Origin of the sequence: Conyzicola nivalis (assembly GCF_040548875.1) — a bacterium.
GTDB lineage: Bacteria > Actinomycetota > Actinomycetes > Actinomycetales > Microbacteriaceae > Conyzicola > Conyzicola nivalis_A.
The window spans coordinates 60,436-85,510 of the sequence record NZ_JBEPSJ010000005.1 but is presented as its reverse complement, the minus strand read 5'-3'; the positions used below and the strand labels follow the sequence as shown (position 1 = coordinate 85,510).

The 25,075-nt window shown below is 65.2% G+C and carries 22 protein-coding genes; 14 read left to right on the top strand and 8 right to left on the bottom strand.

The genetic code is table 11. The annotated features are described in order from the left end of the window. The first annotated feature begins 30 nt into the window (after positions 1-30). The 6 genes from ABIE21_RS16645 to ABIE21_RS16620 all read left to right on the top strand — a co-directional run bounded on the left by ABIE21_RS16645 (position 31) and on the right by ABIE21_RS16620 (position 7,284). Positions 31-1,740 (top strand): DUF6049 family protein, encoded by a 1,710-nt coding sequence (locus ABIE21_RS16645; RefSeq protein WP_354025973.1) that lies wholly within the window; start codon positions 31-33, stop codon positions 1,738-1,740. Beyond that, positions 1,737-3,392, top strand: a complete 1,656-nt coding sequence (gene murJ / locus ABIE21_RS16640; protein WP_354025972.1) for a murein biosynthesis integral membrane protein MurJ — start codon at positions 1,737-1,739, stop codon at positions 3,390-3,392. Before ABIE21_RS16645 ends, murJ begins: the two co-directional genes overlap by 4 nt. A 115-nt stretch (positions 3,393-3,507) precedes the next feature. Further along, a complete protein-coding gene (gene trxB / locus ABIE21_RS16635) occupies positions 3,508-4,500 on the top strand; it encodes a thioredoxin-disulfide reductase (RefSeq protein WP_354025971.1) in 993 nt (330 codons plus the stop codon). A gap of 36 nt (positions 4,501-4,536) precedes the next feature. Continuing rightward, positions 4,537-4,863 carry a thioredoxin gene (gene trxA / locus ABIE21_RS16630; RefSeq protein WP_354025970.1) on the top strand — a complete coding sequence of 109 codons (327 nt, stop codon included), beginning with the start codon at positions 4,537-4,539 and terminating at the stop codon, positions 4,861-4,863. 117 nt (positions 4,864-4,980) lie between these two features. Then, entirely contained in the window at positions 4,981-6,309 is a 1,329-nt protein-coding gene (locus ABIE21_RS16625) for a PLP-dependent aminotransferase family protein (RefSeq protein WP_354025969.1), read from the top strand. 12 nt (positions 6,310-6,321) lie between these two features. Then, a complete protein-coding gene (locus ABIE21_RS16620; protein WP_354025968.1) occupies positions 6,322-7,284 on the top strand; it encodes a D-alanine--D-alanine ligase family protein in 963 nt (320 codons plus the stop codon). Positions 7,285-8,708: 1,424 nt separating this feature from the next. Here the strand turns inward: ABIE21_RS16620 and ABIE21_RS16615 are convergent. The 8 genes from ABIE21_RS16615 to rpmH form a co-directional block, all read right to left on the bottom strand. Further along, complete coding sequence (locus ABIE21_RS16615; protein WP_354025967.1) at positions 8,709-9,662, bottom strand: ParB/RepB/Spo0J family partition protein; 954 nt, start codon at positions 9,660-9,662, stop codon at positions 8,709-8,711. Beyond that, positions 9,662-10,591, bottom strand: coding sequence for a ParA family protein (locus ABIE21_RS16610; protein WP_354025966.1), 930 nt, complete (start codon positions 10,589-10,591; stop codon positions 9,662-9,664). The genes ABIE21_RS16615 and ABIE21_RS16610 overlap by 1 nt, the downstream gene beginning before the upstream one ends. Before the next feature lie 311 nt (positions 10,592-10,902). Then, entirely contained in the window at positions 10,903-11,535 is a 633-nt protein-coding gene (rsmG, locus tag ABIE21_RS16605; RefSeq protein WP_354025965.1) for a 16S rRNA (guanine(527)-N(7))-methyltransferase RsmG, read from the bottom strand. Between the two features lie 14 nt (positions 11,536-11,549). Next, on the bottom strand, positions 11,550-12,032 hold the full coding sequence (locus ABIE21_RS16600) for a protein jag (RefSeq protein WP_354026201.1): 483 nt from the start codon (positions 12,030-12,032) through the stop codon (positions 11,550-11,552). A gap of 53 nt (positions 12,033-12,085) precedes the next feature. Next, positions 12,086-13,063: a membrane protein insertase YidC gene (gene yidC / locus ABIE21_RS16595; protein ID WP_354025964.1), complete on the bottom strand. Its 978-nt coding sequence runs from the start codon at positions 13,061-13,063 to the stop codon at positions 12,086-12,088. A gap of 8 nt (positions 13,064-13,071) precedes the next feature. Continuing rightward, positions 13,072-13,383, bottom strand: coding sequence for a membrane protein insertion efficiency factor YidD (gene yidD, locus ABIE21_RS16590; protein WP_354025963.1), 312 nt, complete (start codon positions 13,381-13,383; stop codon positions 13,072-13,074). Continuing rightward, on the bottom strand, positions 13,380-13,730 hold the full coding sequence (rnpA, locus tag ABIE21_RS16585) for a ribonuclease P protein component (protein ID WP_354025962.1): 351 nt from the start codon (positions 13,728-13,730) through the stop codon (positions 13,380-13,382). The genes yidD and rnpA overlap by 4 nt, the downstream gene beginning before the upstream one ends. 102 nt (positions 13,731-13,832) lie before the next feature. After that, on the bottom strand, positions 13,833-13,970 hold the full coding sequence (rpmH, locus tag ABIE21_RS16580; protein ID WP_354025961.1) for a 50S ribosomal protein L34: 138 nt from the start codon (positions 13,968-13,970) through the stop codon (positions 13,833-13,835). A gap of 291 nt (positions 13,971-14,261) precedes the next feature. Here rpmH and dnaA point away from each other — a divergent pair, with 291 nt between their 5' ends. The 8 genes from dnaA to ABIE21_RS16540 all read left to right on the top strand — a co-directional run bounded on the left by dnaA (position 14,262) and on the right by ABIE21_RS16540 (position 25,012). After that, the gene (dnaA, locus tag ABIE21_RS16575) at positions 14,262-15,683 is read left to right on the top strand and encodes a chromosomal replication initiator protein DnaA (protein WP_354025960.1); all 1,422 of its coding nucleotides are present in this window, start codon (positions 14,262-14,264) and stop codon (positions 15,681-15,683) included. 366 nt (positions 15,684-16,049) lie between these two features. Continuing rightward, on the top strand, positions 16,050-17,195 hold the full coding sequence (gene dnaN, locus ABIE21_RS16570; protein ID WP_354025959.1) for a DNA polymerase III subunit beta: 1,146 nt from the start codon (positions 16,050-16,052) through the stop codon (positions 17,193-17,195). A 21-nt stretch (positions 17,196-17,216) separates the two neighbouring features. Continuing rightward, entirely contained in the window at positions 17,217-18,113 is an 897-nt protein-coding gene (gene gnd, locus ABIE21_RS16565; RefSeq protein ID WP_354026200.1) for a phosphogluconate dehydrogenase (NAD(+)-dependent, decarboxylating), read from the top strand. Positions 18,114-18,126: 13 nt separating this feature from the next. Next, positions 18,127-19,299 (top strand): DNA replication/repair protein RecF, encoded by a 1,173-nt coding sequence (gene recF / locus ABIE21_RS16560; protein ID WP_354025958.1) that lies wholly within the window; start codon positions 18,127-18,129, stop codon positions 19,297-19,299. Further along, positions 19,296-19,796 (top strand): DUF721 domain-containing protein, encoded by a 501-nt coding sequence (locus ABIE21_RS16555; RefSeq protein WP_354025957.1) that lies wholly within the window; start codon positions 19,296-19,298, stop codon positions 19,794-19,796. The genes recF and ABIE21_RS16555 overlap by 4 nt, the downstream gene beginning before the upstream one ends. Before the next feature lie 165 nt (positions 19,797-19,961). Then, positions 19,962-21,923: a DNA topoisomerase (ATP-hydrolyzing) subunit B gene (gene gyrB / locus ABIE21_RS16550; protein WP_354025956.1), complete on the top strand. Its 1,962-nt coding sequence runs from the start codon at positions 19,962-19,964 to the stop codon at positions 21,921-21,923. 91 nt (positions 21,924-22,014) lie between these two features. Then, the gene (gene gyrA, locus ABIE21_RS16545) at positions 22,015-24,612 is read left to right on the top strand and encodes a DNA gyrase subunit A (protein ID WP_354025955.1); all 2,598 of its coding nucleotides are present in this window, start codon (positions 22,015-22,017) and stop codon (positions 24,610-24,612) included. Continuing rightward, entirely contained in the window at positions 24,605-25,012 is a 408-nt protein-coding gene (locus tag ABIE21_RS16540) for a DUF3566 domain-containing protein (protein WP_354025954.1), read from the top strand. The genes gyrA and ABIE21_RS16540 overlap by 8 nt, the downstream gene beginning before the upstream one ends. Positions 25,013-25,075 lie beyond the last annotated feature (63 nt).

Sequence of the window (25,075 nt, the reverse complement as noted above, 5' to 3'; positions counted from 1 at the left end):
GATGGCCAAGCGATCCTCAGGAGTTCGCCCGTGCCGCTAAGACCCCTCACAGCGGTCATTGCGACCGTTACGGCGCTGCTCGCCGCCACCCTCGCCTCCCCGGCCGCGGTGGCAGCCCCGGGCGACCCGGCCGGTGTCGCCCGCGTCTCGGCGATCTACGCGCTCACCGCGCCCGAGTCCCGCACCGGCCTCATCGACGCGAACGCCCTCTCCCTCTACACGTCGCCCACCGGCGCCCTCACCCGCGACCTCGACGCGGTCATCGACACCGCGGTCGCGATCGGCATCGACCCGATGATCCTCGCCTCCATCCGGGTGCTCGGCACCGAGGCCCCGCAGACGGCCATCGACTGGCTCGAACGGCTCGAGGGCGCGACGAACCAGACCTTCGCCCTCGGCTACGCCGACGCAGACATCACCGTCGCCACGCAGGCCGGGTCTCCCACGGTGTTGACGCCCACCTCGTTCGACTACGCGATCGACCCGGCCCGGTTCGCGACCGTCGCCACGGACGGCGACGCTGACACCGCGACGCCGAGCCCGACGCCCAGCCCCAGCGCCAGCGCTGCCCCGCAACTGCCCACGGCCGAGAGCCTGGTGGCCTGGGACTACACGGTCCCGACGATCGCCTGGCCCGTCGCCGGCACGGTGATGGCGAGCGACCTCGCCGTCATCGGCGCGAGCGGCTTCACGACGACGATCCTCAGCTCCGGCAACCTCGAGCGCTCGGAGCGCGGACAGGCCACCGCCACGGTGGCCGAGTCGTCGACGGTGGTGACGGATGACCCGCTGTCGACGCTGTTCAACGAAGCGGTCGAGGCGCCCACGACCGAGGGTTGGCAGTCGACGGTCGGGCTGCTGCAGGCCGCGCTCGACGCCAGCGCGCTCGAGGGTGGCCCGGCCGGTGCGACCACCGTGCTCGCGCTCGACCGGGGCAGCCTGGGCAGCGCGACGAAGCTCCGCATAACGCTCGACGCCATCGAGGCGCTGCCGAGCACAGACCTCACCCCGTTCAGCGCGACGCTCGCCGTTCCCCCGAGCCCCGCCACGATCGTCGAGCGTCCGCAGACCCCCGCCCGCGTCGCATCCGCCGCGTCGCTGCTGGCCACCGAGGCATCCGACGCCAGCTTCGCCACCGTCGCCCAGAATCCCGCCCTCATCACGGGGGAGCGTCGGCTACGCCTGCTCGCCACCATGTCGACCAGCTGGAACACCTATCCCGGCGGCTGGGGCTCGGCCATCGACCTCTACAACGCCGAATCGGTCGAGCTGCACAATGCGGTGCGCGTGGTGAAGAGCAGCGACATCAACCTGTTCGCCGACCGGGCGTCGCTGCCGGTGCCGGTGAAGAACTCGTTGAACCAGCCGGTCACCGTGAATGTCCTCGTCACCGCTCCGACTCCGCTGCTCGAGATCGAGCAGCCCTCGGTCGCGGTCACGATCGAGCCGGACTCGCAGAAGCGGGTGCAGATCCCGGTGCAGTCGATCTCGAACGGAACCGCGCAGATCTCCGTGGCCGTCACGAGCGGCACCGGAGTTCCGATCGGCACACCGACCTCGGTCAAGATCAACGTCTACGCCGGCTGGGAGACGCCCATCACGGTCGCCCTCGGCTTCCTGGTCTTCGCCGTGTTCGCCTTCGGCATCGCCCGCCTCGTGGTGCGCCGCAGCCGGGCGCGCAAGGTGCGGCTCGCGGCGGAGCACACCGCGGTGGACACGCCAGAGGATGCGGCGGAGTGACGACGACGGATGCCGGTGGCGGGCTCGGCAGGGCCTCCGCCCTTCTCGCGTCGGGCACGGTCGTGTCCCGGGTGCTGGGTTTCGCCAGTGCGGCGATCCTCGCCCAGGCGATCGGCACCAAGGGAGCCGGCGCCGACACCTTCGCGCTCGCCAACCAGCTGCCCAACAACATCTACGCGATCATCGCCGGCGGCCTGCTGAGCGCCGTCCTGGTTCCCCAGATCGTAAGGGCGAGCCTGCACGACGACGGCGGGCAGCGGTTCATCAACCGCCTCGTCACCCTCGGGCTCACGGTGTTCGTGCTCGCCGCGGTGGCAGGCACGGTCGCGGCCCCCTGGCTCGTCAGCCTGTACGCCCTGCAGTCTCCCGACGGGGCCAACGGATTCACGCCCGACGAGATGGCGCTCGCGACCGCGTTCGCCTACTGGTGCCTGCCGCAGGTGCTCTTCTACGCCATCTACAGCCTGCTGGGAGAGGTGCTCAACGCGCGGAAGATCTTCGGCCCGTTCACCTGGACCCCCGTTCTCAACAACCTCGTCGCGATCGCGGGAATGCTCGTCTTCATCGCCGCCTTCGGGGGAGACCCGGCGCATCGCGACGCCTCCACCTGGACCGGTCCGATGATCACCCTGCTGGCCGGCTCCGCGACCGTGGGCATCGCCGTGCAGGGGCTCGCCCTGTTCTTCTTCTGGCGCCGTGCCGGGCTCACCTACCGGCCCGACTTCCGCTGGCGCGGTGTCGGCCTCGGCGCCACCGGCAAGGCCGCGGCGTGGGTGTTCGGCATGATCCTCGTCACCCAGCTCGCCGGGCTCGTGCAGAGCATCGTCGCCACGAGCGCCGGCGGCAGCGACGACGCGTCAGTGGCCGTGCTGCGACTCTCCTGGCTCATCTTCATGCTGCCGCACTCGATCGTCGCCGTCTCGATCGCAACCGCGTACTTCACGCGCATGAGCGGGCATGCCCACGACGGAAACCTCGGCGGAGTTCGCGACGACTTCTCCTCGTCGCTGCGTTCGATCGGGCTCGTCATGGTCTTCGCGGCCATCGGGCTCGTGGTGCTTGCCTATCCCTTCAGCGCTGTGTTCGCCCGCAATTTCGCCGACGTCCAAGACATGGCGGTCGTCGTGATGGCATACCTGGTCGGACTCGTCCCGTTCAGCATCCTGTTCGTCATCCAGCGCACGTTCTACTCGCTCGGCGACACCCGCACCCCGTTCTTCCTGCAGGTCTTCCAGTCCGTCCTGTTCGTGATCGGCGCGCTCATCGTGGGGCTCAACTGGGACAAGTCATGGATCGCCGTCGGCGTCGCCCTTGTAACCTCCATAGCCGGTTCCGCCCAGGCCGTCCTCGCCGCGGCTGTGCTGCGACGGCGCCTGGGCGCGATCGACGCGACCCGCATCCTCCGGCGCTATGCGGTATTCCTGCTTGCCTCCGTGCCGGCGGCGGGAGTGGGTGTGGCGCTCCTGTTCGCACTGGGTGGAACCACCGAAGGTGGTTACGCGGTCTCTAATCCGTTCACCGCGTTCGTCTCGATGGCGCTGATCGGCTCGGTCATGGCCGCCGTCTACTTCGGGGTTCTCGTTCTGGCGCGCAACCCGGAACTCGGTGCCGTCGTGCGACCCGTCGTGCAGCGCCTGCGTCGTCGGGGATAGCCTTCCCTGACGGATTCTTGGAGCTTGCCGGGTCGCGACGGCGCCGCGCGTCGGCCGGAATAGGCTGCACCTAGGATTTGTTATACCGGCTATCGCAAGCCCACAAGGAGATTCCGTGCGTCAAGTAATCATCATCGGCTCCGGCCCCGCCGGATACACCGCGGCCATCTACGCGGCTCGAGCCAACCTGGCCCCCCTGCTTATCGCGAGCTCGGTCGAGGCCGGCGGCGAGCTTATGAAGACCACCGAGGTCGACAACTTCCCCGGGTTCCCCGAGGGGATCCAGGGGCCCGACCTGATGGTCGCCATGCAGGCCCAGGCCGAGCGGTTCGGCACCGAGGTGATCCTCGACGACGTCGTGTCGCTCGACCTGACGAGTCAAATCAAGTCGGTGACGCTCGGCAACGGCGACACGCACGAGGCTCTCGCGGTCATCTTCGCGACCGGCTCCGCGTACCGCAAGCTGGGTCTCGAAGACGAAGAGCGTCTCAGCGGCCAGGGCGTGTCGTGGTGTGCCACCTGCGACGGGTTCTTCTTCCGCAAGAAGACGATCGCGGTCGTCGGCGGCGGCGACTCGGCGATGGAAGAGGCCACGTTCCTCACCCGTTTCGCCGACAAGGTCTACGTGATCCACCGCAAGGACGAGCTGCGAGCATCCAAGGTCATGCAGGACCGCGCGTTCGCCGACCCGAAGATCGAGTTCCTCTGGAACAAAGAGGTCGCGCACATCTACGGCGACGGCCTCGTGAACGGCGTCGGCCTCGTCGACACGGTCGACGGTTCGGAGACGACGGTCAACCTCGGCGGCCTGTTCATCGCGATCGGCGCCGACCCCCGCACGCACCTCGTGCACGGTCAGCTCGACCTGACCACCGAGGGCACGATCGCCGTGCAGGGCCGTACCTCGCGTACGAACCTCACCGGTGTCTTCGCCGCCGGAGACGTCGTCGACCCCACGTACCGCCAGGCGGTCACTGCGGCCGCCTCCGGCACCGTCGCGGCCCTCGACGCCGAGCACTATCTGGCCTCGCTCCCGAAAGACCTGGTTGGGTCGGCTGTCCAGGCCGCCAACGCAACCGAAACCGTCGTAGAGGCCGTAGCCGTCTAACCGGCAGCCCCTGCACACCACGAAAGAAGGAAAGCTATGTCCACTGCTGTAGACGTCACCGACGCCACGTTCACCGACCAGGTCCTCAACTCGGAAGACACCATCATGGTGGACTTCTGGGCCGAGTGGTGCGGCCCGTGTCGCGCGGTTTCCCCGATCCTCGACCAGATCGCCTCGGAGCACTCCTCCAAGATCAAGATCGTCAAGCTCAACGTCGACGACAACCCCGAGATCGCCATGAAATACCAGATCACCTCCATCCCCGCGATGAAGGTCTTCAAGGGCGGCGAGGTCGTCAAGACCATCATCGGCGCCAAGCCCAAGCCGGCCATCGAGGCCGACCTGGCGGAGTTCCTCGCGTAGTCACCACTACAGCGCAGAAGCCCCGCCCGAGACTGACTCGGGCGGGGCTTTTCTGTATCTACGTGGCATCGCGTGGCGAGCCCATATCCTTGAACAACGATCGAACGGGAATTCTTCATGACTACACAGGGCCCGACACCGGGAACAAACACGGGAAACAACCTTGACCCGTGGTACGGACACTACGCCGACCGCACGGCCGGCCTGAGCGCCTCCGAAGTACGAGCCCTGTTCGCCGTCGCCTCCAGACCCGAGGTCGTCTCCCTGGCCGGCGGCATGCCCTACGTCTCGGCGCTGCCCCCCGAGCTCGTCAGCTCCGCCCTGGAGCGCGTTATGCGTGACAACGGCCCCGAGGCGCTCCAGTACGGATCCGGACAGGGCACCCCGGCCATCCGCGAACAGATCCTCGAGGTCATGGCGCTCGAGGGCATCCGTGCGAGCGTCGACGACGTCGTCGTGACCACCGGATCCCAGCAGGCCCTCGACCTCGTCACCAAGCTGTTCATCGACAAAGGCGACGTGATCCTCGCCGAGAGCCCCAGCTACGTCGGCGCTATCGGAGTCTTCCGCTCGTACCAGGCCGACGTCGTGCACGTCGCGACCGACAACGACGGAATGGTTCCCGAGTCGCTTCGCGAGACGATCACGCGCACGCGCGCCGCTGGCAAGACCATCAAGTTGCTCTACCTGATCCCGAACTTCCACAATCCCGCCGGTGTCACCCTGAGCTGGGAGCGCCGGCTCGAGATCATCGAGATCGCCCGCTCGAACAACATCCTCATCCTCGAGGACAACCCATACGGGCTGCTCTATTTCGACGGCCCGCCGCCCCAGGCGATGCGGTCGGTAGACACCGACGGCATCATCTACCTCGGCACGTTCTCGAAGACCTTCGCACCCGGCCTGCGCGTCGGCTGGGCCGTGGCCCCCCACGCGATCCGCGAGAAGCTCATCCTGGCCAACGAGTCCGCGGTGCTCTCGCCGAGCGCGTTCACCCAGAACGTCATCACCTCGTACTTCTCCGGAGCCGACTGGCGTGGCCAGATCGACACGTTCCGCGGGATCTATCGCGAGCGTAAAGAGGCGCTGGTCAGCTCTTTGTCTGAACACCTGCCCGACCTCACCTGGACCAATCCGACCGGCGGCTTCTACGTCTGGCTCACCCTGCCGCAGCATCTCGACTCGAAGGCGATGCTTCCGCGCGCCGTCAAGGAGCTCGTCGCGTACACGCCGGGCACCGCGTTCTTCGCCGACGGCGACGGTCGCCACAACATCCGCCTGTCGTTCTGCTACCCCACGCCCGACGCGATCCGGCTCGGCGTGCGCCGGCTCACCAAGGTCATCAACGGCGAGACAGAGCTGCTCGAGACCTTCGCCGGCACCGGGCAGCTCGACACCGTCACCTCCTCCGACCGGGTCACCAGCCCGCCGCCGAACATCGATTAGGGCACAGACAGCATGAGTGACTCCACCCCCCGCACGATCGTCGTCCTCGCCGGAGGCCTCTCCCACGAGCGCGACGTCTCGCTCCGCTCCGGACGCCGCGTCTCCGACAGCCTGGCCCAGCACGGCATCGAGGTCGTGATGCGCGACCCCGACGCGTCACTGCTCGGCTACCTCAAGTCGGCGCGTCCCGATGTGATCTGGCCGGCTCTGCACGGCGCCAGCGGCGAAGACGGGGCACTCCGCGGCCTCATCGACTTCCTCGGCATTCCGTTCGTGGGCTCGCACGCCGACGCCTCTCGCCTCGCCTGGGACAAGCCGACCGCCAAGGTCGTGGTGAGCCGCGCGGGTGTGCCGACACCGCCCTCGATCACCCTGCCGCGTGACACGTTCCGTGAGCTCGGCGCCAGCGCCGTCCTCGACATCATCTCGGCGGAACTCCCCGTGCCCGTCGTCGTCAAGCCCGCGCAGGGCGGCTCAGCCCAGGGCGTCAGCATCGTCGACACCATCGACGAGCTGCCCCGCGCCATGGTCAACGCGTACACCTACTCCGACGTCGCGCTCATCGAGCAGAAGATCGTCGGCGTGGAGATCGCCGTGAGCATCATCGACACCGGCGACGGCCCGGTCGCTCTCCCCGCCATCGAGATCGAGCCCGTCTCCGGCGTCTACACGTTCGAGGCTCGTTACACGGCGGGGGAGACCCGGTACTACGCGCCGGCGCGGATCAGCGACGAGGTCGCCGCGCGCGCGGCCGAGGTGGCCATCACGGCACACCTCGCTCTCGGGCTCAGGCATATCTCGCGCATCGACCTCATCGTCGACGGAGCGGGAACCCCGTGGTTCCTGGAGGCAAGCACCCTGCCCGGGCTCACCGAGACCTCTCTCTTCCCGCTCGCTCTCGAGGCCGCCGGACACGACGTCGGCTGGGTCTACTCGGCTCTCGCCGAGGCGGCCATTCGTGAGGCGAGCGCCTGACGTTTCACGTGAAACATGGGGCGTATGCTTCGTATTAATGCCCGATCAGGGGCATATTGTTCCGTGGGCAACGGTCTTCTTGGCGCCGCCGGAGTTCGTGAAAGCGGCGACTCCACGCTGATCGGATTGGGCGAGATGCGTCCCCAGAGAGCGACGATTGTGCCTAGCGGTCATAGCTCGGGCACCTACTTCGGCCGGCGTCTCGAGCCCGCTCGACCAGTCGACGCCATCCGTCTGTGAATTTGCGGGCTGGGGCCGTTGGAAGCGGGCGCAATACCCCGCCCGCCGTCTGCGGCGCCCCTGCACCCCGTGCATCCCGTGCACCCCGTGCACCCCGTGCATCCACAACACCCTTTCCACGCGGTGTCGGGGCAAGGCGCGCGCAGCACCGCTCGATGCGTGCGAATCCCGCGGTGTATCCGCAGCGCCCGAGATCACCCAGGCGGCGTGTGGTGCACCGGGGGCGGTCGACCCGCTGGCCACACGGGGGAGTGGGCAGCACCCATGCGAGCGACCGAAGTGACGAGCGGACCGCCCCGAGACCGGACTATCCGGAATGTCCGGGCCCAGACTGTGCGCTCAAGAATGTTTCACGTGAAACGCGCCTCCTGCGCTCTTGGACGCGATCGCCTTCACCGGGCCCACCCCGTCGTACCTGTGAATTCCGACCGCCACACGCCGGGCAACCCCGCCGACCCGACCTCGAGCGCACGATGGCGCCCTGTCCCGCAGAGAGGAAGAGCGCCTACACGAGCGGAGCGCACGGGAACTTCGGGCCCTCAACGCGCGAAACCCTACGCGGCGACCGATAAGCGACGGACCGAGCACCGCAGCAGAGAGCGCCAACGAGGACGGCAGGCTGCAGACGGCAGATCGTAGCCGGCAGAGAACGCGCGGCGCAACTTCGCGCGGTGCGCTTCACGCGGTGCGCGGTGCGCGGTGCGCTTCACGCGGTTCGCTTCACGCGGTTCGCTTCACGCGGTGCGTGGTTCGCTTCACGCGGTGCGTGGTGCGCTTCACGCGGTGCGTGGTGCGCTTCACGCGGCGCGCGGTGCACGGTGCACCGTGCGCGGCACACGTCACATCGAGCCTTACACACGGCACCGCGCACCCGGGGCCCGGCACGCGCACCCGGCACCCGTCACCCCGCACCGCGCACCCCGCACCGCGCACCCGCGTCTCGGGACTCGGGACTCGGGACTCAGGACTCGGCCCTCGGCCCTCGGCCCTCGGCTCAGGGCCCTCGGCCCTCGGCCCTCGGCTCATGTTTCACGTGAAACACCCCTGTCAGAAGCGAATCTGCGCTCACGCCCGCCCGGACCGCCGCGCCAGACGGGGGAGTGGGCGCCCCCAGATGCTTCCTGTGGCCTTAAATGGCGCAATCCCGGCCACCAGAAGGCGACCGGGACTGCGTTTACGAGGCTCTAGCGGCGGAAACCGTCCTGACCGAGCTCCCCGAGAATGCGGTTGAGATCTCCAACGGTCGCAAAGTCGATCACGATCGTGCCCTTGCTTGCCCCGAGGCTCACCTTGACCCGGGTGTTGAGGCGGTCGCCGAGGCTCTCCGCGATCTCGTTCAACTGGCCCTGACGACGACCGGCTTCCGGCTTCGCCTGCTTGGGCTTGGGAGCGGCCTGGCCCGCGGCGGCCTCGGCGGCACGCACCGACAGCTCCTCGTTGACGATCTTCGCCGCGAGGCGTTCCATGGCGGCGGGCTCCACGACCGACAGAATCGCCCGAGCGTGGCCGGCGCTGAGCACGCCAGACGCCACCTGACGTTGAATCGGCTCCGGAAGGCGCAGGAGACGCAGAGTATTGGTGATCTGCGGGCGCGAACGACCGATCCGGTCACCGAGCTGCTCCTGTGTGATGCCGAAGTCGGCCAGAAGCTGCTGGTAGGCGGATGCCTCTTCCAGCGGATTGAGGTTCGCCCGGTGCAGGTTCTCGAGAAGAGCATCCCGGAGCATGTCTTCATCGGCGGTGTTCTTGATGACGGCCGGAATGCTGGTGAGCCCGAGCTGTTTCGTCGCGCGGAGGCGACGTTCGCCCATGATGAGCTCGTACTGAGGGCCCCCGTCGACGGCGCCGGCGAGCGGTCGCACCACGATGGGCTGCAGCACGCCGATCTCACGGATCGAGACGACGAGCTCGGCGAGCTCCTCGTCTCGGAACTCCGTGCGCGGCTGCACAGCGTTGGGAACGATGTCTGCCGGACTGAGGTTGGCGAGGCGGGCTCCCGGCACCGACAGCAGACCCTGCTTCTCTGCCGTCGTGGCGGGGAAGAACACGTCGACGGGGCGCTGAGCCTCGGTGTCTTCACTGACGGGAATGAGAGCGCCGATTCCGCGGCCTAGTCCGGTTCTCTTTGGGCTTGCCATCAGGCGGGTGCTCCTCGTCGTGCGATCTCCGCGGCCGCCTCCAGGTAGGAGAGCGATCCGGGGGAACTGGGGTCGTAGCTGATCACGCTCTGTCCATAGCTCGGCGCCTCGGAAATGCGCACCGAGCGGGGGATCAGAGTCTTGAGTACTTCCTTGGGGAAGTGGTTGCGCACGTCATCGGCAACCTGATTGGCCAGGTTGGTGCGCGAGTCGTACATCGTGAGAAGGATCGTCGAGACCGTGAGCACGGGGTTGAGGTGCCTTTCGATCAGCTTGATGTTGTTGAGCAACTGGCTGAGGCCCTCGAGTGCATAGTACTCGCACTGGATCGGGATGAGAACCTCGCGAGCGGCAACGAACGCGTTGATAGTGAGCAGTCCCAGAGACGGAGGACAGTCGATGAACACGTAGTGGAACGGCTCCGGCGTCTCCGCGAGGAACTTGTCCAGTGACGTGCGCAGTCTCTGCTCGCGAGCTACGAGGGAGACCAGCTCGATCTCGGCGCCTGCGAGGTGGATCGTCGCGGGAAGGCAGTAGAGCGCCTCGAACTCCGGGCTCTTCTGGATGACGTTCGCGATCGGCTCGTCATTGATGATCACGTCGTAGACACTGATCGTGTCGGAACGATGCTCGACACCGAGAGCTGTGGATGCATTGCCCTGGGGGTCAAGGTCGATGACGAGTACGCGGGCGCCGTTGCGAGCGAGCGCCGCAGCCAGATTGACCGTGGTGGTCGTCTTGCCCACGCCGCCCTTCTGGTTGGCGACCGTGAAGACGCGGGGCGACGATGGCAGAGGGAGGTTCTCGACGGCCAGGGCCTGGCGGCGGCGCGTGATGTCGGCCAACTCCCGCGCGAGCGGGGTCGAATCGTCGAACTTCGGCGTCGCCGCGGCCGGGGGAGTGGTCGAAACGGGCGGTTTCGGGGCCACAGGAGCCGTTTCTAGCGAACCGGTGACGCTCTGTCCCGGCTCTACGAGCGGATGCAGGGTCTCAGGAACGCTCCGAGAGCCCGAGGAACGGATTAACCCGCCCATCGAAGGGGTCGAATTCACCGATCAACCCCCACGAGGGTAGTTTCCGTGGCGCTCTGGCCTTCGGGATGTTTCACGTGAAACCTTCTTAGCTGGGGCCTGCGGCCGGGAGATGCTGCACTCGATGGTCGGCACATTAAATGTTCGCCCATCCGAGCCGGGTCTTACCGCTGCACACGCCTCAATGCCTTACCGAGAGTGATACACGATCAATCAACTGTAGCCCGAAAGACCCGGGTGACCTCTGGCACGACGCCCTCACCGAGCACGAGCACCTCGACGTTGGTCAGGCGCGCCTTGCGGATGGCCTTTGCGGCAGCGAGAACCTCGTCGTCGACGCGCGCACCTTTCATAAAGATCATCTCGCCGCCAGCCTTGACCAACGGCGCGGTGAGCGGAATGAGTGTGGAAAGCGCGCTCACGGCGCGGGCGGTGACCTGGTCGAGCGGCCAATCGAGCTTCGTCTCTTCGGCGCGAGCACGAATCACCCTGACGTTCTCGAGCCCGAGGTCCGCGGACTCACGGGTCAGCCAGTCGACGCGTCGCTCCATCGGCTCGATGAGTACGAACGAGACATCGGGACGCGCGATCGCGAGGACGATACCGGGGAGCCCTGCTCCGCTGCCGATGTCGCCGACCACACCGGGGGAGAGGAGCGGTGCGACGAGGACGGAGTTCAGGATGTGCCGTGTCCACAGGCGGGGGAGTTCTAGCGGACCGATCAGCCCGAGCTCCTCGCCGCGGCGCGCCAGGTCGGCCGTGAAAGTGCGGGCCAGTTCGATCCGGTCGCCGAACAGCTCGGCTGCCTGGGCTGGCTCGGTCTCTAGTGCGATGTCGTTCAATGTTTCACGTGAAACTAGGCGCGTGTGATGACGGTGTGGCGGTCGCGACCTTCGCCCTCGGACTGCGAGGTGAAGCCACGCTCTGCCACGACATCGTGGACGAGCTTGCGCTCGTACGAGGACATCGCCGGGAGGGCGGCGGACTCCGCGCCGGCTTCGATGCGTTCGACCGCCTTGTCGACGAGTATGGTCAGCTCGGCGACGCGCGCCTCACGTGATCCGCCGACGTCGAGGATAAGGCGGGAGAACGATCCGGTCTTGGTCTGCACGGCGATGCGCGTGAGCTCCTGAAGAGCGGCGACAGTATCTGGGCGGGAGAGCAGACGCAGGTTGGTGTCCTCGCTGGAGTTCACCGAGACATAGGCGCGTCCGCTGCGGGTGTCGATCTCGATGTCACCGTCGAGATCGGTGATGTCGAGCAGCTCTTCGATGTAGTCGGCGGCGATCTCGCCTTCCTCTTCGAGCTGACCCGTGGTCGGGACATCCGTCGCCTCGATCGGCGCGTCGGTGTCTTCGGGGGCGATGGGCGTTTCGGTCTCGGTCACGTCGCTCACTTTTTGTTTCCAGTCTGCTTCTTGGCGCGGTTCTTACTGACGGGCTGCACACGCTGCTGCGGCTTCTTCACTTCTTCGACTGCGGGAGTCGCTTCCATCTCGGTCACCGTGATGCCGCGGCGCTGGCGCTTCTTGGCCATGCGGCTCTCGCGGGCGAATGCCGCCTCGCTGCCGGGTGTGGGCATGTTCCGGATGACGATGAACTGCTGAACCATGGTCCAGATGTTGGATGTCAGCCAGTAGAACATCACGCCGATGGGGAAGGCGAAGCCGGAGAATGCGAACACCAGCGGAAGGATGTAGAGAAGAACGCGCTGCTGCTTGTACGTCGGGCTCGCCTTCATCTCGGGCGACTGGTTCTTCGACATGATCTGCAGCTGCGTGATGAACTGCGAGGCGGTCATGATGATCACCATCACGACGGCGATGACGATGACCACGACGTTCACGGGGTTGTCAGCAGCGGCGCTCTGAATGCTGTCGTGCAGGGGAGCGATGCCGAACAGCGACGCCTCGCCGAAGTTCTCTGAGAGCTCCTTGGAGAGAAGCCCGACACCCTGCTGGCCCTTGTTGGCCTCCTGAAGAACGGAGAACAGGCTGAAGAAGATCGGCATCTGGATGAGCAGCGGGAGACAGGAGGCGAGCGGGTTGGTGCCCGTCTTCTTGTAGAGCTCCATCGTCTCGCGGGACATCGCCTCGCGTGAGAACTGGTCTTTCTTCCCCTTGTACTTGTCCTGGATCTTCTTGAGCTGCGGCGCTACCTCGAGCATCCGCCGCTGGCTCTTGATCTGACGAACGAAGATGGGGATCAGGGCCGCGCGAACCACGAGCACGAGGCCCACGATCGACAGCACCCAGGTCAATCCGGCGGAAGGGTCGAGACCCAGCGTGGTCAGCACTGTGTGGAACGCGACGAGGATCGCCTCGATGACCCACTTGATGGGCCACAGTACTGTTCCGATGAGATCTGGCATTGGTGGGGTCAGCCCTTTCCATGGCTATGTGCGACGACAAAACCGAAGTCTGTTACCGAGTACCGCTCGGTCGGTCGCGCTGGAATGTCGTCTACTCCGCCGGCGGCCCAGGGGTGGCAGCGCGCGATGCGCAATGAGCCGAGCCACACGCCGCGCACGACGCCGTGATGCTGAATCGCCTGAAGAGTGTACGAGGAACACGAGGGATAGTAGCGACATACGTCGCCGTACAGGGGTGAGATGACGGCTCGATACGCGCGCAGAACGAGCACACACAGGTTGCGTGGGAGGAGCCAGAGGAATGACAGCGTTCGAGTCATCTCCCTCTCACACTCCCATTCACCGCGTCGTAAATCTCCGAGTGAAGGGTATCCCAAGCGAGTTGTTCAACGCCTGGCAATGCGCGGATCACCAGATCGCGACCGGTCGAGTGGTCGACGAGCAGCTCACGTCCGATAGAACGGAGTCTGCGGCGAACCAGATTGCGCGTGACGGCGCCTCCGACGTTCTTGCCCACGATGAATCCGAACCGCGTCGGTTGCGCCGCGTCGCGGTTGGTCACGTATAGAACGGCGTGCCCGGTGTTCACTCGTCGGCCCCGGCGAACCGACGACTTGAAGTCGGCGGCGCTGAGAACACGGTTCGCTTTAGAGAGCACGAGGCTCACCGAAACGACGAACGGGTGCACAACCACCACATGCCTGTCGACTGCCCGTCACGGGGACGGAAGTCAGACAGGCACGGGTCACGGCGAACTGCTGTGGGAGTTCTACGCGGAAAGCTCGGTACGACCCTTGCGGCGACGCGCGCCGAGGATCGCGCGGCCGGCGCGGGTGCGCATGCGCAGACGGAAGCCGTGCACCTTGGAACGCTTGCGTACGTTCGGCTGGAAAGTTCTCTTGCTCATAGTGGTATCTCCAAAGCCCAGCTCTGAAGGCCGGAAAGACGAGGTTTGGCCCGAAGGCAGAAGTCAACCTATTAAAAGTACGGCGTTAAAGGCCTGCGGTCAAACTTAGGTGGTTGTCACAAGGTTATCCACATCGGGATAACTGGGGGTTGGTGAGTGCACAGGGGTACGAACTAAGGTGAAGCCTCAGCCATTCTTCGGCCCAGAACCGGTAAATAACCGACGCACGGCAGTTATCCCCTCGGTGGATAACGTTGTGAATAACTTTTTGATTGTAGGAACATAAATCGCATGGCGGAAATAGCTGACTCGACCCCAGAGATTTGGAAATCGGTTCTCACGAGGCTCACGTCTGACGAACGGATCACTCCACAGCTCCTCGGTTTTATCAGTCTCGTCGAGCCCAAGGGTGTGATGGCCGGCACTCTCTACCTCGAGGTACCGAACGAACTAACTCGCGGAATGCTCGAGCAGCGCATCCGACTCCCCCTGCTGAACGCCATCGCCGGCCTCAGCGAGGATCAGGAAGTCATCAACTTCGCGATCGTCGTCAACCCCGACATCCAGCACGACTCCCTCGAGCAGGACGCACCGTTGGGGGAGCAGGCCGCGTACATCGAGCCGACCCTGGTGCCGTCGCCCGCTGACTCCTCGCCCGGCCGACGATCCGACTCCCGACTGAACCCCAAGTACAACTTCGACAACTTCGTCATCGGCGGATCCAACCGATTCGCCCACGCGGCGGCCGTGGCCGTGGCCGAGGCGCCCGCGAAGGCATACAACCCGCTGTTCATCTACGGCGACTCGGGTCTGGGCAAGACCCACCTCCTGCACGCCATCGGCCACTATGCAGAGAGCCTGTACCCGGGAATCCGCGTGCGCTACGTCAGCAGCGAGGAGTTCACCAACGACTTCATCAACTCGATCGCGAACAACCGGGCATCGGTCTTCCAGTCCCGCTACCGCGACATCGACATCCTGCTGATCGACGACATCCAGTTCCTGCAGGGAAAGGACTCCACCCAGGAGGCCTTCTTCCACACCTTCAACACCCTCCACGACCACAACAAGCAGGTGGTCATCACCAGCGACCTGCCACCGAAGGCGCTCACCGGGTTCGAAGACCGCATGCGTTCGCGCTTCGAGTGGGGCCTCATCACCGATGTGCAGGCGCCCGACCTCGAGACGCGCATCGCCATCCTGCGCAAGAAGGCGCAGAGCGAGAAGCTCCAGGTCGGCAACGAGATCCTCGAGTACATGGCGTCGAAGGTGTCGTCGAACATCCGCGAGCTCGAGGGAACCCTCATCCGGGTGACCGCTTTCGCCAGCCTCAACCGCCAGCCGGTCGACCTGGCCCTGGTGCAGACGGTCCTGAAAGACCTGATCACCCTCGACGACGACAACGTGATCGCGCCGGTCGACATCATCAACCACACCGCCGAGTACTTCAAGCTCACGGTCGACGACCTGTACGGGTCGTCGAGGTCGCAGGCCGTAGCCACCGCCCGGCAGATCGCCATGTACCTGTGCCGGGAGATGACGAACCTGTCTCTGCCCAAGATCGGCCAGCTGTTCGGCAACCGCGACCACACGACGGTGATGTACGCCAACAAGAAGATCACCGAGCTCATGAAGGAACGCCGGTCGATCTACAACCAGGTGACCGAGCTGACGAGCCGCATCAAGCAGAACCACCGCTTCGGCAAGAACTGAGCAAACAGCCGAGACGCGAGTTTTCACACAGTATGAAATGCCTGTGGATAACTAGGGGAACTCGCCGGAAAAGGTGTTGGCGAATTACAAGGTTCTGTGGAAACGAGTTGTGAGCGCCTCGGCGGTAGTTACAAAACTTGTCGTGAGATTCCACACGCCGTCAACAACTCACAAGGTTGTAGTTTCCAGTCGCCCCGCGGAATTCTTGTAGTTACTAACAGTTCGCACAGCGGTTAACACTGTTGTTCTTTTAAATCCTTATTGGTTAGCGAGAGATAACCTTGCACTCTGCGCCTCTTCGGCACTATCGGCCTGTGCCAGTATTAACCGGCCAGACCACCATCCATCAGTGACAGGGGTTACTCCGTGAAGTTCCAGGTAAATCGCGACGTCTTCAGCGAGGCAGTCTCGTTCGCCGTGAAGTTGCTTCCTCAGCGCACCACTCTGCCAATCCTGAGTGGAATCCTGATCGAAGCGACCGACGCCGGCCTGACCCTGTCGTCATTCGACTACGAGGTATCGGCTCAGACCGAGATCTCCGCGGAGGTCTCCGAGCCGGGCAAGGTGCTCGTCTCCGGACGCCTTCTCGCAGACATCGCGAGCAGACTCCCCAACGCCCCCGTCACCTTCGCCACCGACGAGGGCCGCATCTCGGTCTCCTGCGGATCCGCGCACTTCACACTGCTGAGCATGCCCGTCGAGGAGTACCCGACGCTGCCGCAGGTCTCGGCACAGTCCGGGTTCCTGCCCGCCGAGCTCTTCGCGAACGCCGTGTCCCAGGTCGCCGTCGCCGCGTCACGCGACGACGTCACCCCCGTGATCACGGGCGTGCAGCTCGAGATCACCGACAACAAGCTGTCGCTGATCGCGACCGACCGCTACCGAGTAGCCGTTCGCGAAATCGAGTGGACGGCAGACGAGTCGGTCACCGACGTGATCACCGCGCTCGTGCCGGCGCGCACGCTGATGGAGATCGGTAAGACCTTCGGTCACAGCGGATCGATCTCCGTGGCGATCACCTCGAGCGACGAACGCGAGCTGATCGCGTTCCAGGCCGACAAGAAGACGGTCACCTCGCTGCTGATCAAGGGAAATTTCCCCCCGGTCAAGCGTCTCTTCCCCGACGTGGTCGACAACTACGCCGTGATCAACACCGCCGAGCTCGTCGAGGCCGTGCGCCGCGTCTCGCTCGTGCTCGAGCGTGAAGCGGCCCTGCGTTTCTCCTTCTCGGTCGACGGCCTCACCCTCGAGGCCATCGGATCCGAGCAGGCACAGGCGTCCGAGACGATCGACGCATTCCTCACCGGAGTCGACACCGTCGTCTCGCTCAAGCCGGCCTTCCTGCTCGACGGCCTCGGCGCCGTGCACTCGGAGTTCGTGCGCATCTCGTTCACGAAGACCGACAACCCCAACAAGCCTGGACCCGTGCTCATCACCAGCCAGTCCTCGAAGGATCAGGCAGGGGCTGACAACTACAAGTACCTCCTGCAGCCCAACCTGCTCCTGCGCTAACCCACCACCGAAGTACGAAGGATATTTTCTATGCATATTGGGCTCATTGGACTCGGCAAGATGGGCAACAACATGCGCGCTCGCCTGAGAAAGGGCGAGATCGAGGTCACGGGTTACGACCCGAACCCCGCAGTGTCGGATGTTGCGAACCTCACTGAGCTCGCGGCCGCCCTGCCTGCGCCACGCATCGTCTGGGTCATGGTTCCGTCGGGAAAGATCACGACCGACGTGATCACCGAGCTCGCGGGAGTGCTGTCTGAGGGCGACCTCGTGATCGAGGGCGGCAACTCCCGGTTCACCGAGGACTTCAAGCACTCGGCACTCCTCGCCGAGAAGGGCATCAACTACGTCGACGCCGGAGTCTCGGGCGGCGTCTGGGGCCTCGAGAACGGCTACGGCCTGATGGTCGGCGGTAACGCGGCCGACGTCGAGCGCGCAATGCCGATCTTCGACGCGCTCCGTCCCGAGGGACCGCGGGCCGAGGGCTTCGTGCACACCGGTGAGATCGGCGCCGGCCATTACGCGAAGATGGTGCACAACGGCATCGAGTACGCACTCATGCAGGCGTGGGCCGAGGGATACGAGCTCCTCGACACCCGCAAGGACATCATCAAGGACGTCACCGGAACCTTCGAAGCCTGGCAGCGCGGCACCGTCGTGCGCTCCTGGCTGCTCGAGCTGCTCGTCAAGGCGCTCAAGGAAGATCCCGAATTCAAGGAGATCGAGGGCTACGTCGAGGATTCCGGCGAGGGTCGCTGGACCGTCGAAGAGGCGCTCAACAACGCCGTTCCGGTTCCCACGATCAGCGCCGCGATCTTCGCACGCTTCGTCTCGCGCCAGGGTGACTCGCCGTCGATGAAGGCCGTCGCGGCGTTGCGCAACCAGTTCGGCGGACACTCCGTCCGCAAGGCGGAATAGCACTACCTCGCTCGTGATCGTCACCCATCTGAACCTCACCGACTTTCGTAACTACGAAACCGTTGACCTCGGACTGGTGACGGGCGCGAACGTCTTCGTGGGCAGCAACGGCCAGGGCAAGACCAACCTGGTCGAAGCACTCGGCTTCCTGAGCACGCTCGGATCCCATCGCGTCTCCACCGATCACGCGATGGTCCGGGCGGGCCAGGATGCCGCCATCGTGCGGGCCCGACTCGAGCACAGCGACCGCCAGATCCTGGCCGAGGTGCAGATCAACCGCAGTGGCGCCAATCGCGCACAGATCAACCGTTCGGCGATCAAGACCCGCGACCTGCCGCGGTACTTCTCGAGCATCCTCTTCGCTCCGGAAGACCTGGCGCTCGTGCGCGGTGAGCCGTCGGGGCGGCGTCGCTTTATGGACGAACTGCTCGTGCAGCGATTCCCCCGTCTCAGCGGCGTCATGGTCGACTACGAGCGTGTGCTCAAACAGCGCAACTCGCTGCTGAAGTCGGCGCGAGCCTCCGGGTTGCGCGAGAACTCGCTCTCCACACTCGAGATCTGGGACGAGCGACTCGTAGAGTTCGGATCCGAGCTCATCCAGGCTCGCAGCGCGCTCATCGCCGAACTGCTGCCCGAGGTCACGGCCGCGTACGCCGCGATCGCCGGCGCCGACCACCACGCGTCGCTCGCCAGCTACCTCAGTATCCTCGCGAGCGATTCGAGCGAAGAGGCCACGATCGAGCAGGGCGCGGTGCGTGCGGGCGCGCTGGACCTCGACGAGATCCAGAAAAATTTTCGCGCGGCGCTCGCGCGCCTTCGGCGCGCAGAGGTCGAGCGGGGCATCACTCTCGCGGGACCGCATCGCGACGATCTCGTGCTCGGGCTCAACGACCTGCCGGCGCGCGGTTATGCGAGCCACGGTGAGTCGTGGTCGTTCGCGCTGTCGCTCAAACTCGGGGCCGCCGCCGTACTTCGTCGCGAGTCGTCGACGGGCGATCCGGTGTTGATCCTCGACGACGTCTTCGCCGAACTCGACGAATCGCGGCGCGGCAGGCTCGCCGCGGCCATCCGGGATTTCGAGCAGGTGCTGATCACGGCCGCGGTGCTCGACGACGTGCCGGCCGAGCTGTCGGGACACATCGTACGCATCCGCTCAGGACGAATCGTCGAGGGGGAGCAGCCATGACCCCGGAACCCCGCGAGAACGACGAGGCCCGCGCGGTGTACCTGCGCTTCCGCCGCCTTTTCGGAACCGGGACCTTCAAGTCGAACGACCAGAAGAAGCGGGAGAAGCGGGTCGACGGGGCAAGCGTCCCGTTCGGAGCAGGACGCGACCCGCTCGGACTCTCAGACGTCATCGACGGTCTCACCAGCAACATGGGCTGGACCTCGCCGCTCGCGCAGTCCGACCTCGTGGCCTCGTGGGTGCAGATCGCCGGCGAGGAGACCGCCGAACACTCCACTCCGGTCGGAATCGAAGACGGCGTGCTCACCATCCAGTGCGACTCGACGGCGTGGGCGACGCAGTTGCGGCTGATGAAAACTCAAATCGTCACCCATATCGCTCTCACCTACCCGGACGCCAAAATCCAGTCGGTTCGCTTCGAAGGGCCGAACGCTCCTTCGTGGAAACGGGGTCCCAGATCAATTCCAGGCCGGGGCCCGCGCGATACTTACGGCTAGGTGGACAAATCTGGTCACCCCTCCACAGAAATCGCCCGAGAGGGCCGTATAGACCACGGCGCGAGTCGCGATTTGGTAGACTGGGCGAGCCGTCGAGTGCGTCCCATTGTGGGACCACAGTCTCGAATGGCGTGATCGATCTACGCGGCAGGAGCACAATTTCAGATGGCGACAATTCCCACCGAGGATCTGCAAGACGACAGCTACGGCGCAGACCAGATTCAGATTCTCGAGGGGCTCGAAGCCGTTCGCAAGCGTCCCGGTATGTACATCGGTTCGACCGGCCCCCGCGGACTCCATCACCTCGTCTACGAGGTTGTGGATAACTCTGTGGATGAGGCCCTCGCCGGTCACTGCGACCTGATCCAGATCGCAATGCGCAAAGACGGCTCGATCCGTGTGCGCGACAACGGCCGCGGCATCCCCGTAGACATCAACAAGCAGGAGCAGAAGTCGACCGTCGAGGTCGTCATGACGATCCTGCACGCCGGCGGCAAGTTCGGCGGTGGCGGCTACTCGGTCTCCGGCGGACTCCACGGTGTCGGAATCTCCGTTGTGAACGCGCTGTCGAGCCGGGTCGAGACCGAGGTCCGTCGCCAGGGCCACGTATGGCGGATGAGCTTCGCAGACGGCGTGCCGACCGCCCCGCTCGAAAAGGGCGAGGCGACCGACGAGACCGGAACGCAGCAGACCTTCTGGCCGAGCGCCGAGACGTTCGAGAGCGTCGATTTCGACTACGAGACGCTGCGGGCGCGCTTCCAGCAGATGGCGTTCCTCAACAAGGGCCTCCGCATCACGCTCACCGACGAGCGCGGCGAAGAAGACGTCGTCGAGAGCTACATGTACGAGAAAGGCCTCGTCGACTACGTCGAGTACCTCAACAAGGCCAAGAAGGCCGAGCTTATCCACCCCGACATCATCGCGTTCGAGTCGGAGGACACCGACCGCAAGATCTCGCTCGAGGTCGCGATGCAGTGGACCAACGCCTACACCGAGAGCGTGCACACGTACGCGAACACCATCAACACCCACGAGGGCGGCACCCACGAAGAGGGCTTCCGCGCCGCGCTGACCACGCTCGTCAACAAGTACGCACGCGAGAAGAACATCATCAAGGAGAAGGACGAGAACCTCTCCGGAGACGATGTTCGCGAGGGCCTGACCGCCGTCATCTCCGTCAAGCTGGCGGAGCCGCAGTTCGAGGGCCAGACCAAGACCAAGCTCGGCAACACCGAGGCCAAGGCGTTCGTGCAGCGTGTCGCCGGCCAGCAGCTGGGCGACTGGTTCGACCGCAACCCGACGCAGGCGCGCGACGTCATCCGCAAGGCGATCCAGGCCTCCCAGGCGCGGCTCGCCGCCCGCAAGGCGCGCGAGCAGACCCGCCGCAAGGGACTCCTCGAGTCGGGCGGAATGCCCGGAAAGCTGCGCGACTGCTCATCGAAGGACCCGTCGCTCTCCGAGATCTACATCGTGGAGGGCGACTCGGCAGGCGGCTCCGCCGTTCAAGGACGCGACCCGCAGTTCCAGGCGATCCTGCCGCTGCGAGGCAAGATCCTCAACGTCGAGAAGGCCCGTCTCGACCGCGCTCTGGGAAATGCCGAGGTGCAGGCCATGATCACCGCGTTCGGCGCCGGCATAGGCGAGGACTTCGACCCCGAGAAGGTCCGGTACCACAAGATCGTGCTGATGGCCGATGCCGACGTCGACGGCCAGCACATCACCACCCTGCTGCTCACCCTGCTGTTCCGCTACATGCGACCGCTGATCGACCACGGCTACGTGTACCTGGCCCAGCCGCCGCTGTACCGCCTCAAGTGGACCAACGCCGAGCACCAGTTCGTGTACAGCGACAAGGAGCGCGACGGAATGCTCGAGCTCGGCCTCGCGGCAGGCAAGCGCATCCCCAAGGAGAACGGCATCCAGCGCTACAAGGGTCTGGGCGAGATGGACTACAGCGAGCTGTGGGAGACCACCATGGACCCCGCGACCCGCACGCTGCTGCAGGTGACTCTGGATGACGCGGCCGCGGCCGACGAGATCTTCTCCACTCTCATGGGCGAAGACGTCGAGTCGCGACGCAACTTCATCCAGCGCAACGCGAAAGACGTGCGCTTCCTCGACATCTAATTCTCCATCGGTCCCCGACCTTGTCGAGGGGGCCGACGCCGAACATCCAGGCCCCTCGACAAGCTCGGGGACCGAGTAAAGGACATCCAGCATGGCTGACGAAACAACCCCCACCGAGGGCACCGACGCTCCCGAACCCACATTCGAGAAGGCCGTGATCGACACGCGTCACGACAAGGTCGACCAGGTCGACCTGCAGCTCGAGATGCAGCGCTCCTACCTCGACTACGCGATGAGCGTCATCGTGGGCCGCGCGCTGCCCGAGGTGCGTGACGGACTCAAGCCCGTGCACCGACGTGTGATCTACGCGATGTACGACGGCGGCTACCGCCCCGACAAGGGCTTCAACAAGTGCACCCGCGTCGTCGGCGAGGTCATGGGCCAGTTCCACCCGCACGGCGACTCCTCGATCTACGACGCACTCGTGCGACTAGTCCAGCCGTGGAGCCTGCGCTACCCGCTCGCGCTCGGGCAGGGCAACTTCGGCTCGGCCGGCAACGACGGCGCGGCCGCCCCCCGGTACACCGAGACCAAGATGGCGCCGCTCGCCATGGAGATGGTGCGGGACATCGACGAGGAGACCGTCGACTTCATCCCCAACTACGACGGCAAGACGATGGAACCGCTCATCCTGCCGGCGCGCTTCCCGAACCTGCTCGTCAACGGCTCGGTCGGCATCGCCGTGGGTATGGCGACCAACATCCCTCCACACAACCTCCGGGAAGTGGCATCCGGAGCCCTCTGGGCGCTCGAGAACCCCGAGGCGCCGCGTGAGGAGCTGCTCGAAGCGCTCATCCAGCGCATCAAGGGACCCGACTTTCCGACCGGCGCCCAGATCCTCGGCGTCAAGGGTATCCAGGACGCCTACCGCACGGGCCGCGGCTCGATCACGATGCGCGCGGTCGTCAGCGTCGAGGAGCTTCAGGGCCGCACGTGCCTCGTCGTCACCGAGCTGCCGTATCAGGTAAACCCCGACAACCTCGCGCTCAAGATCGCGGAGCTCGTCAAGGACGGAAAGATCGGCGGCATCGCCGACATCCGCGACGAGACGTCCGGCCGCACCGGCCAGCGACTCGTCATCGTGCTCAAGCGCGACGCGGTCGCCAAGGTCGTTCTCAACAACCTATACAAGCACACGCAGCTGCAGGACAACTTCGGCGCGAACATGCTCGCGATCGTCGACGGGATCCCGCGCACCCTCCCTCTCGACGGGTTCATCACGCACTGGATCGATCACCAGATCGAAGTGATCGTGCGTCGCACCACCTTCCGCCTGAAGAAGGCCGAAGAGCGCATGCACATCCTGCGTGCCTACCTCAAGGCGCTCGACGCGCTCGACGAGGTCATCGCGCTCATCCGCCGCAGCGCCGACACCGAGACGGCTCGCGACGGCCTGATGGAACTGCTCACGATCGACGAGCTCCAGGCACGCGCCATCCTCGACATGCAGCTTCGCCGCCTGGCGGCCCTCGAACGACAGAAGATCGTCGACGAGGCAGCGGAGTGGGAGGCGAAGATCGCCGAATACCAGCACATCCTCGCCACCCCGACGCGCCAGCGGGAGATCGTGAGCGAAGAGCTCACCGAGCTCGTCGAGCGTTTCGGCGACGACCGCCGCACCGAGATCATGTTCGGCTTCGACGGCGACATGAGCATGGAAGACCTCATCCCCGAAGAGGAGATGGTGATCACCGTCACGCGCGGCGGCTACATCAAGCGCACCCGCAGCGACAACTACCGCAGCCAGCACCGCGGCGGCAAGGGCGTCAAGGGCGCCCAGCTGCGCGCAGACGACGTGGTCGAGCACTTCTTCGTCACCACGACGCACCACTGGCTGCTCTTCTTCACCAACACCGGACGCGTCTACCGCGCGAAGGCGTACGAGCTGCAAGAGGCCGGACGCGACGCCAAGGGCCAGCACGTGGCGAACCTGCTCGCGCTGCAGCCGGGCGAGGAGATCGCCCAGATCCTCGACATCCCCGACTACCAGGCGGCGAAGTATCTCGTGCTCGCCACCCGTCGCGGCCTGGTGAAGAAGACGGCGCTCACCGAGTACGACACGAACCGCACCGGTGGGATCATCGCGATCAACCTGCGCGAGGAAGACGAGCTCGTCTCTGCGATGCTCGTAGAAGAGACGCAGGACGTCCTGCTCGTCTCCCACAAGGGCATGTCGATCCGGTTCACCGCCTCTGACTCGGCGATGCGCCCCATGGGCCGCTCGACGTCGGGCGTGAAGGGTATGGACTTCCGCGAGGGAGACGAGCTTCTCTCCGCATCCGTCGTCACCGACGCCGGATTCGTGTTCGTCGTCACCGAGGGCGGCTTCGCCAAGCGCACCTCGACCGACGAGTACCGGGTTCAGGGCCGCGGCGGCCTCGGCATCAAGGTGGCGAAGCTGCAGGAGGCCAGAGGCGACCTCGCAGGAGCCCTTATCGTCTCGGACGACGACGAAGTGCTTGTGGTTCTTGCCAGCGGCAAGGTGGTACGCTCCTCCGTGGCCGAGGTTCCCGCCAAGGGCAGGGACACGATGGGCGTCGTTTTCGCCCGTTTCGCCGAGGATGACAGAATCATCGCGCTCGCGAAGAACAGCGAGCGCAACCTAGTTAATCAGGATGGCGAGCCCCTAGTCGGAGAAATCCCGGCAGTGACCGCTGTCGCTGGAGAGGACGAGTCAGTAGATGAGTAGCGTCGCCGAAAAGCTGCAGCGAAAGACGCAGCGACCAGTCGCCACCAAGCAGGTGCGGCTCAAGCTCGTGTACGTCGACTTCTGGTCGACCGTCAAGCTCTCGTTCCTCGTCGCGGTGTCTCTCGGCATCGTGCTCGTGGTCGCGACGATCATGATCTACCTCGTGCTGCAGTCGACCAGCATCTTCACCACCCTCGACAAGACCCTCGTCGAGATCCTCGGCGACGAGAACTTCAGCATCACCGACAGTTTCTCGCTCGCACAGGTGTCGCTGTTCGCAGTGATCGTGGCGATCCTCAACATCGTCGTGGGCACCGCTCTGGGCGCGATCACGAGCGTCCTGTACAACTTCAGCGTGAGAATCACCGGCGGACTGCTCGTCGGCTTCACGAACAACTAACCCGACTCGAGCGAGCCATCGCTCGATTGGGATTCCCGGCGCAGGTGCGGTACTCTCGAATCT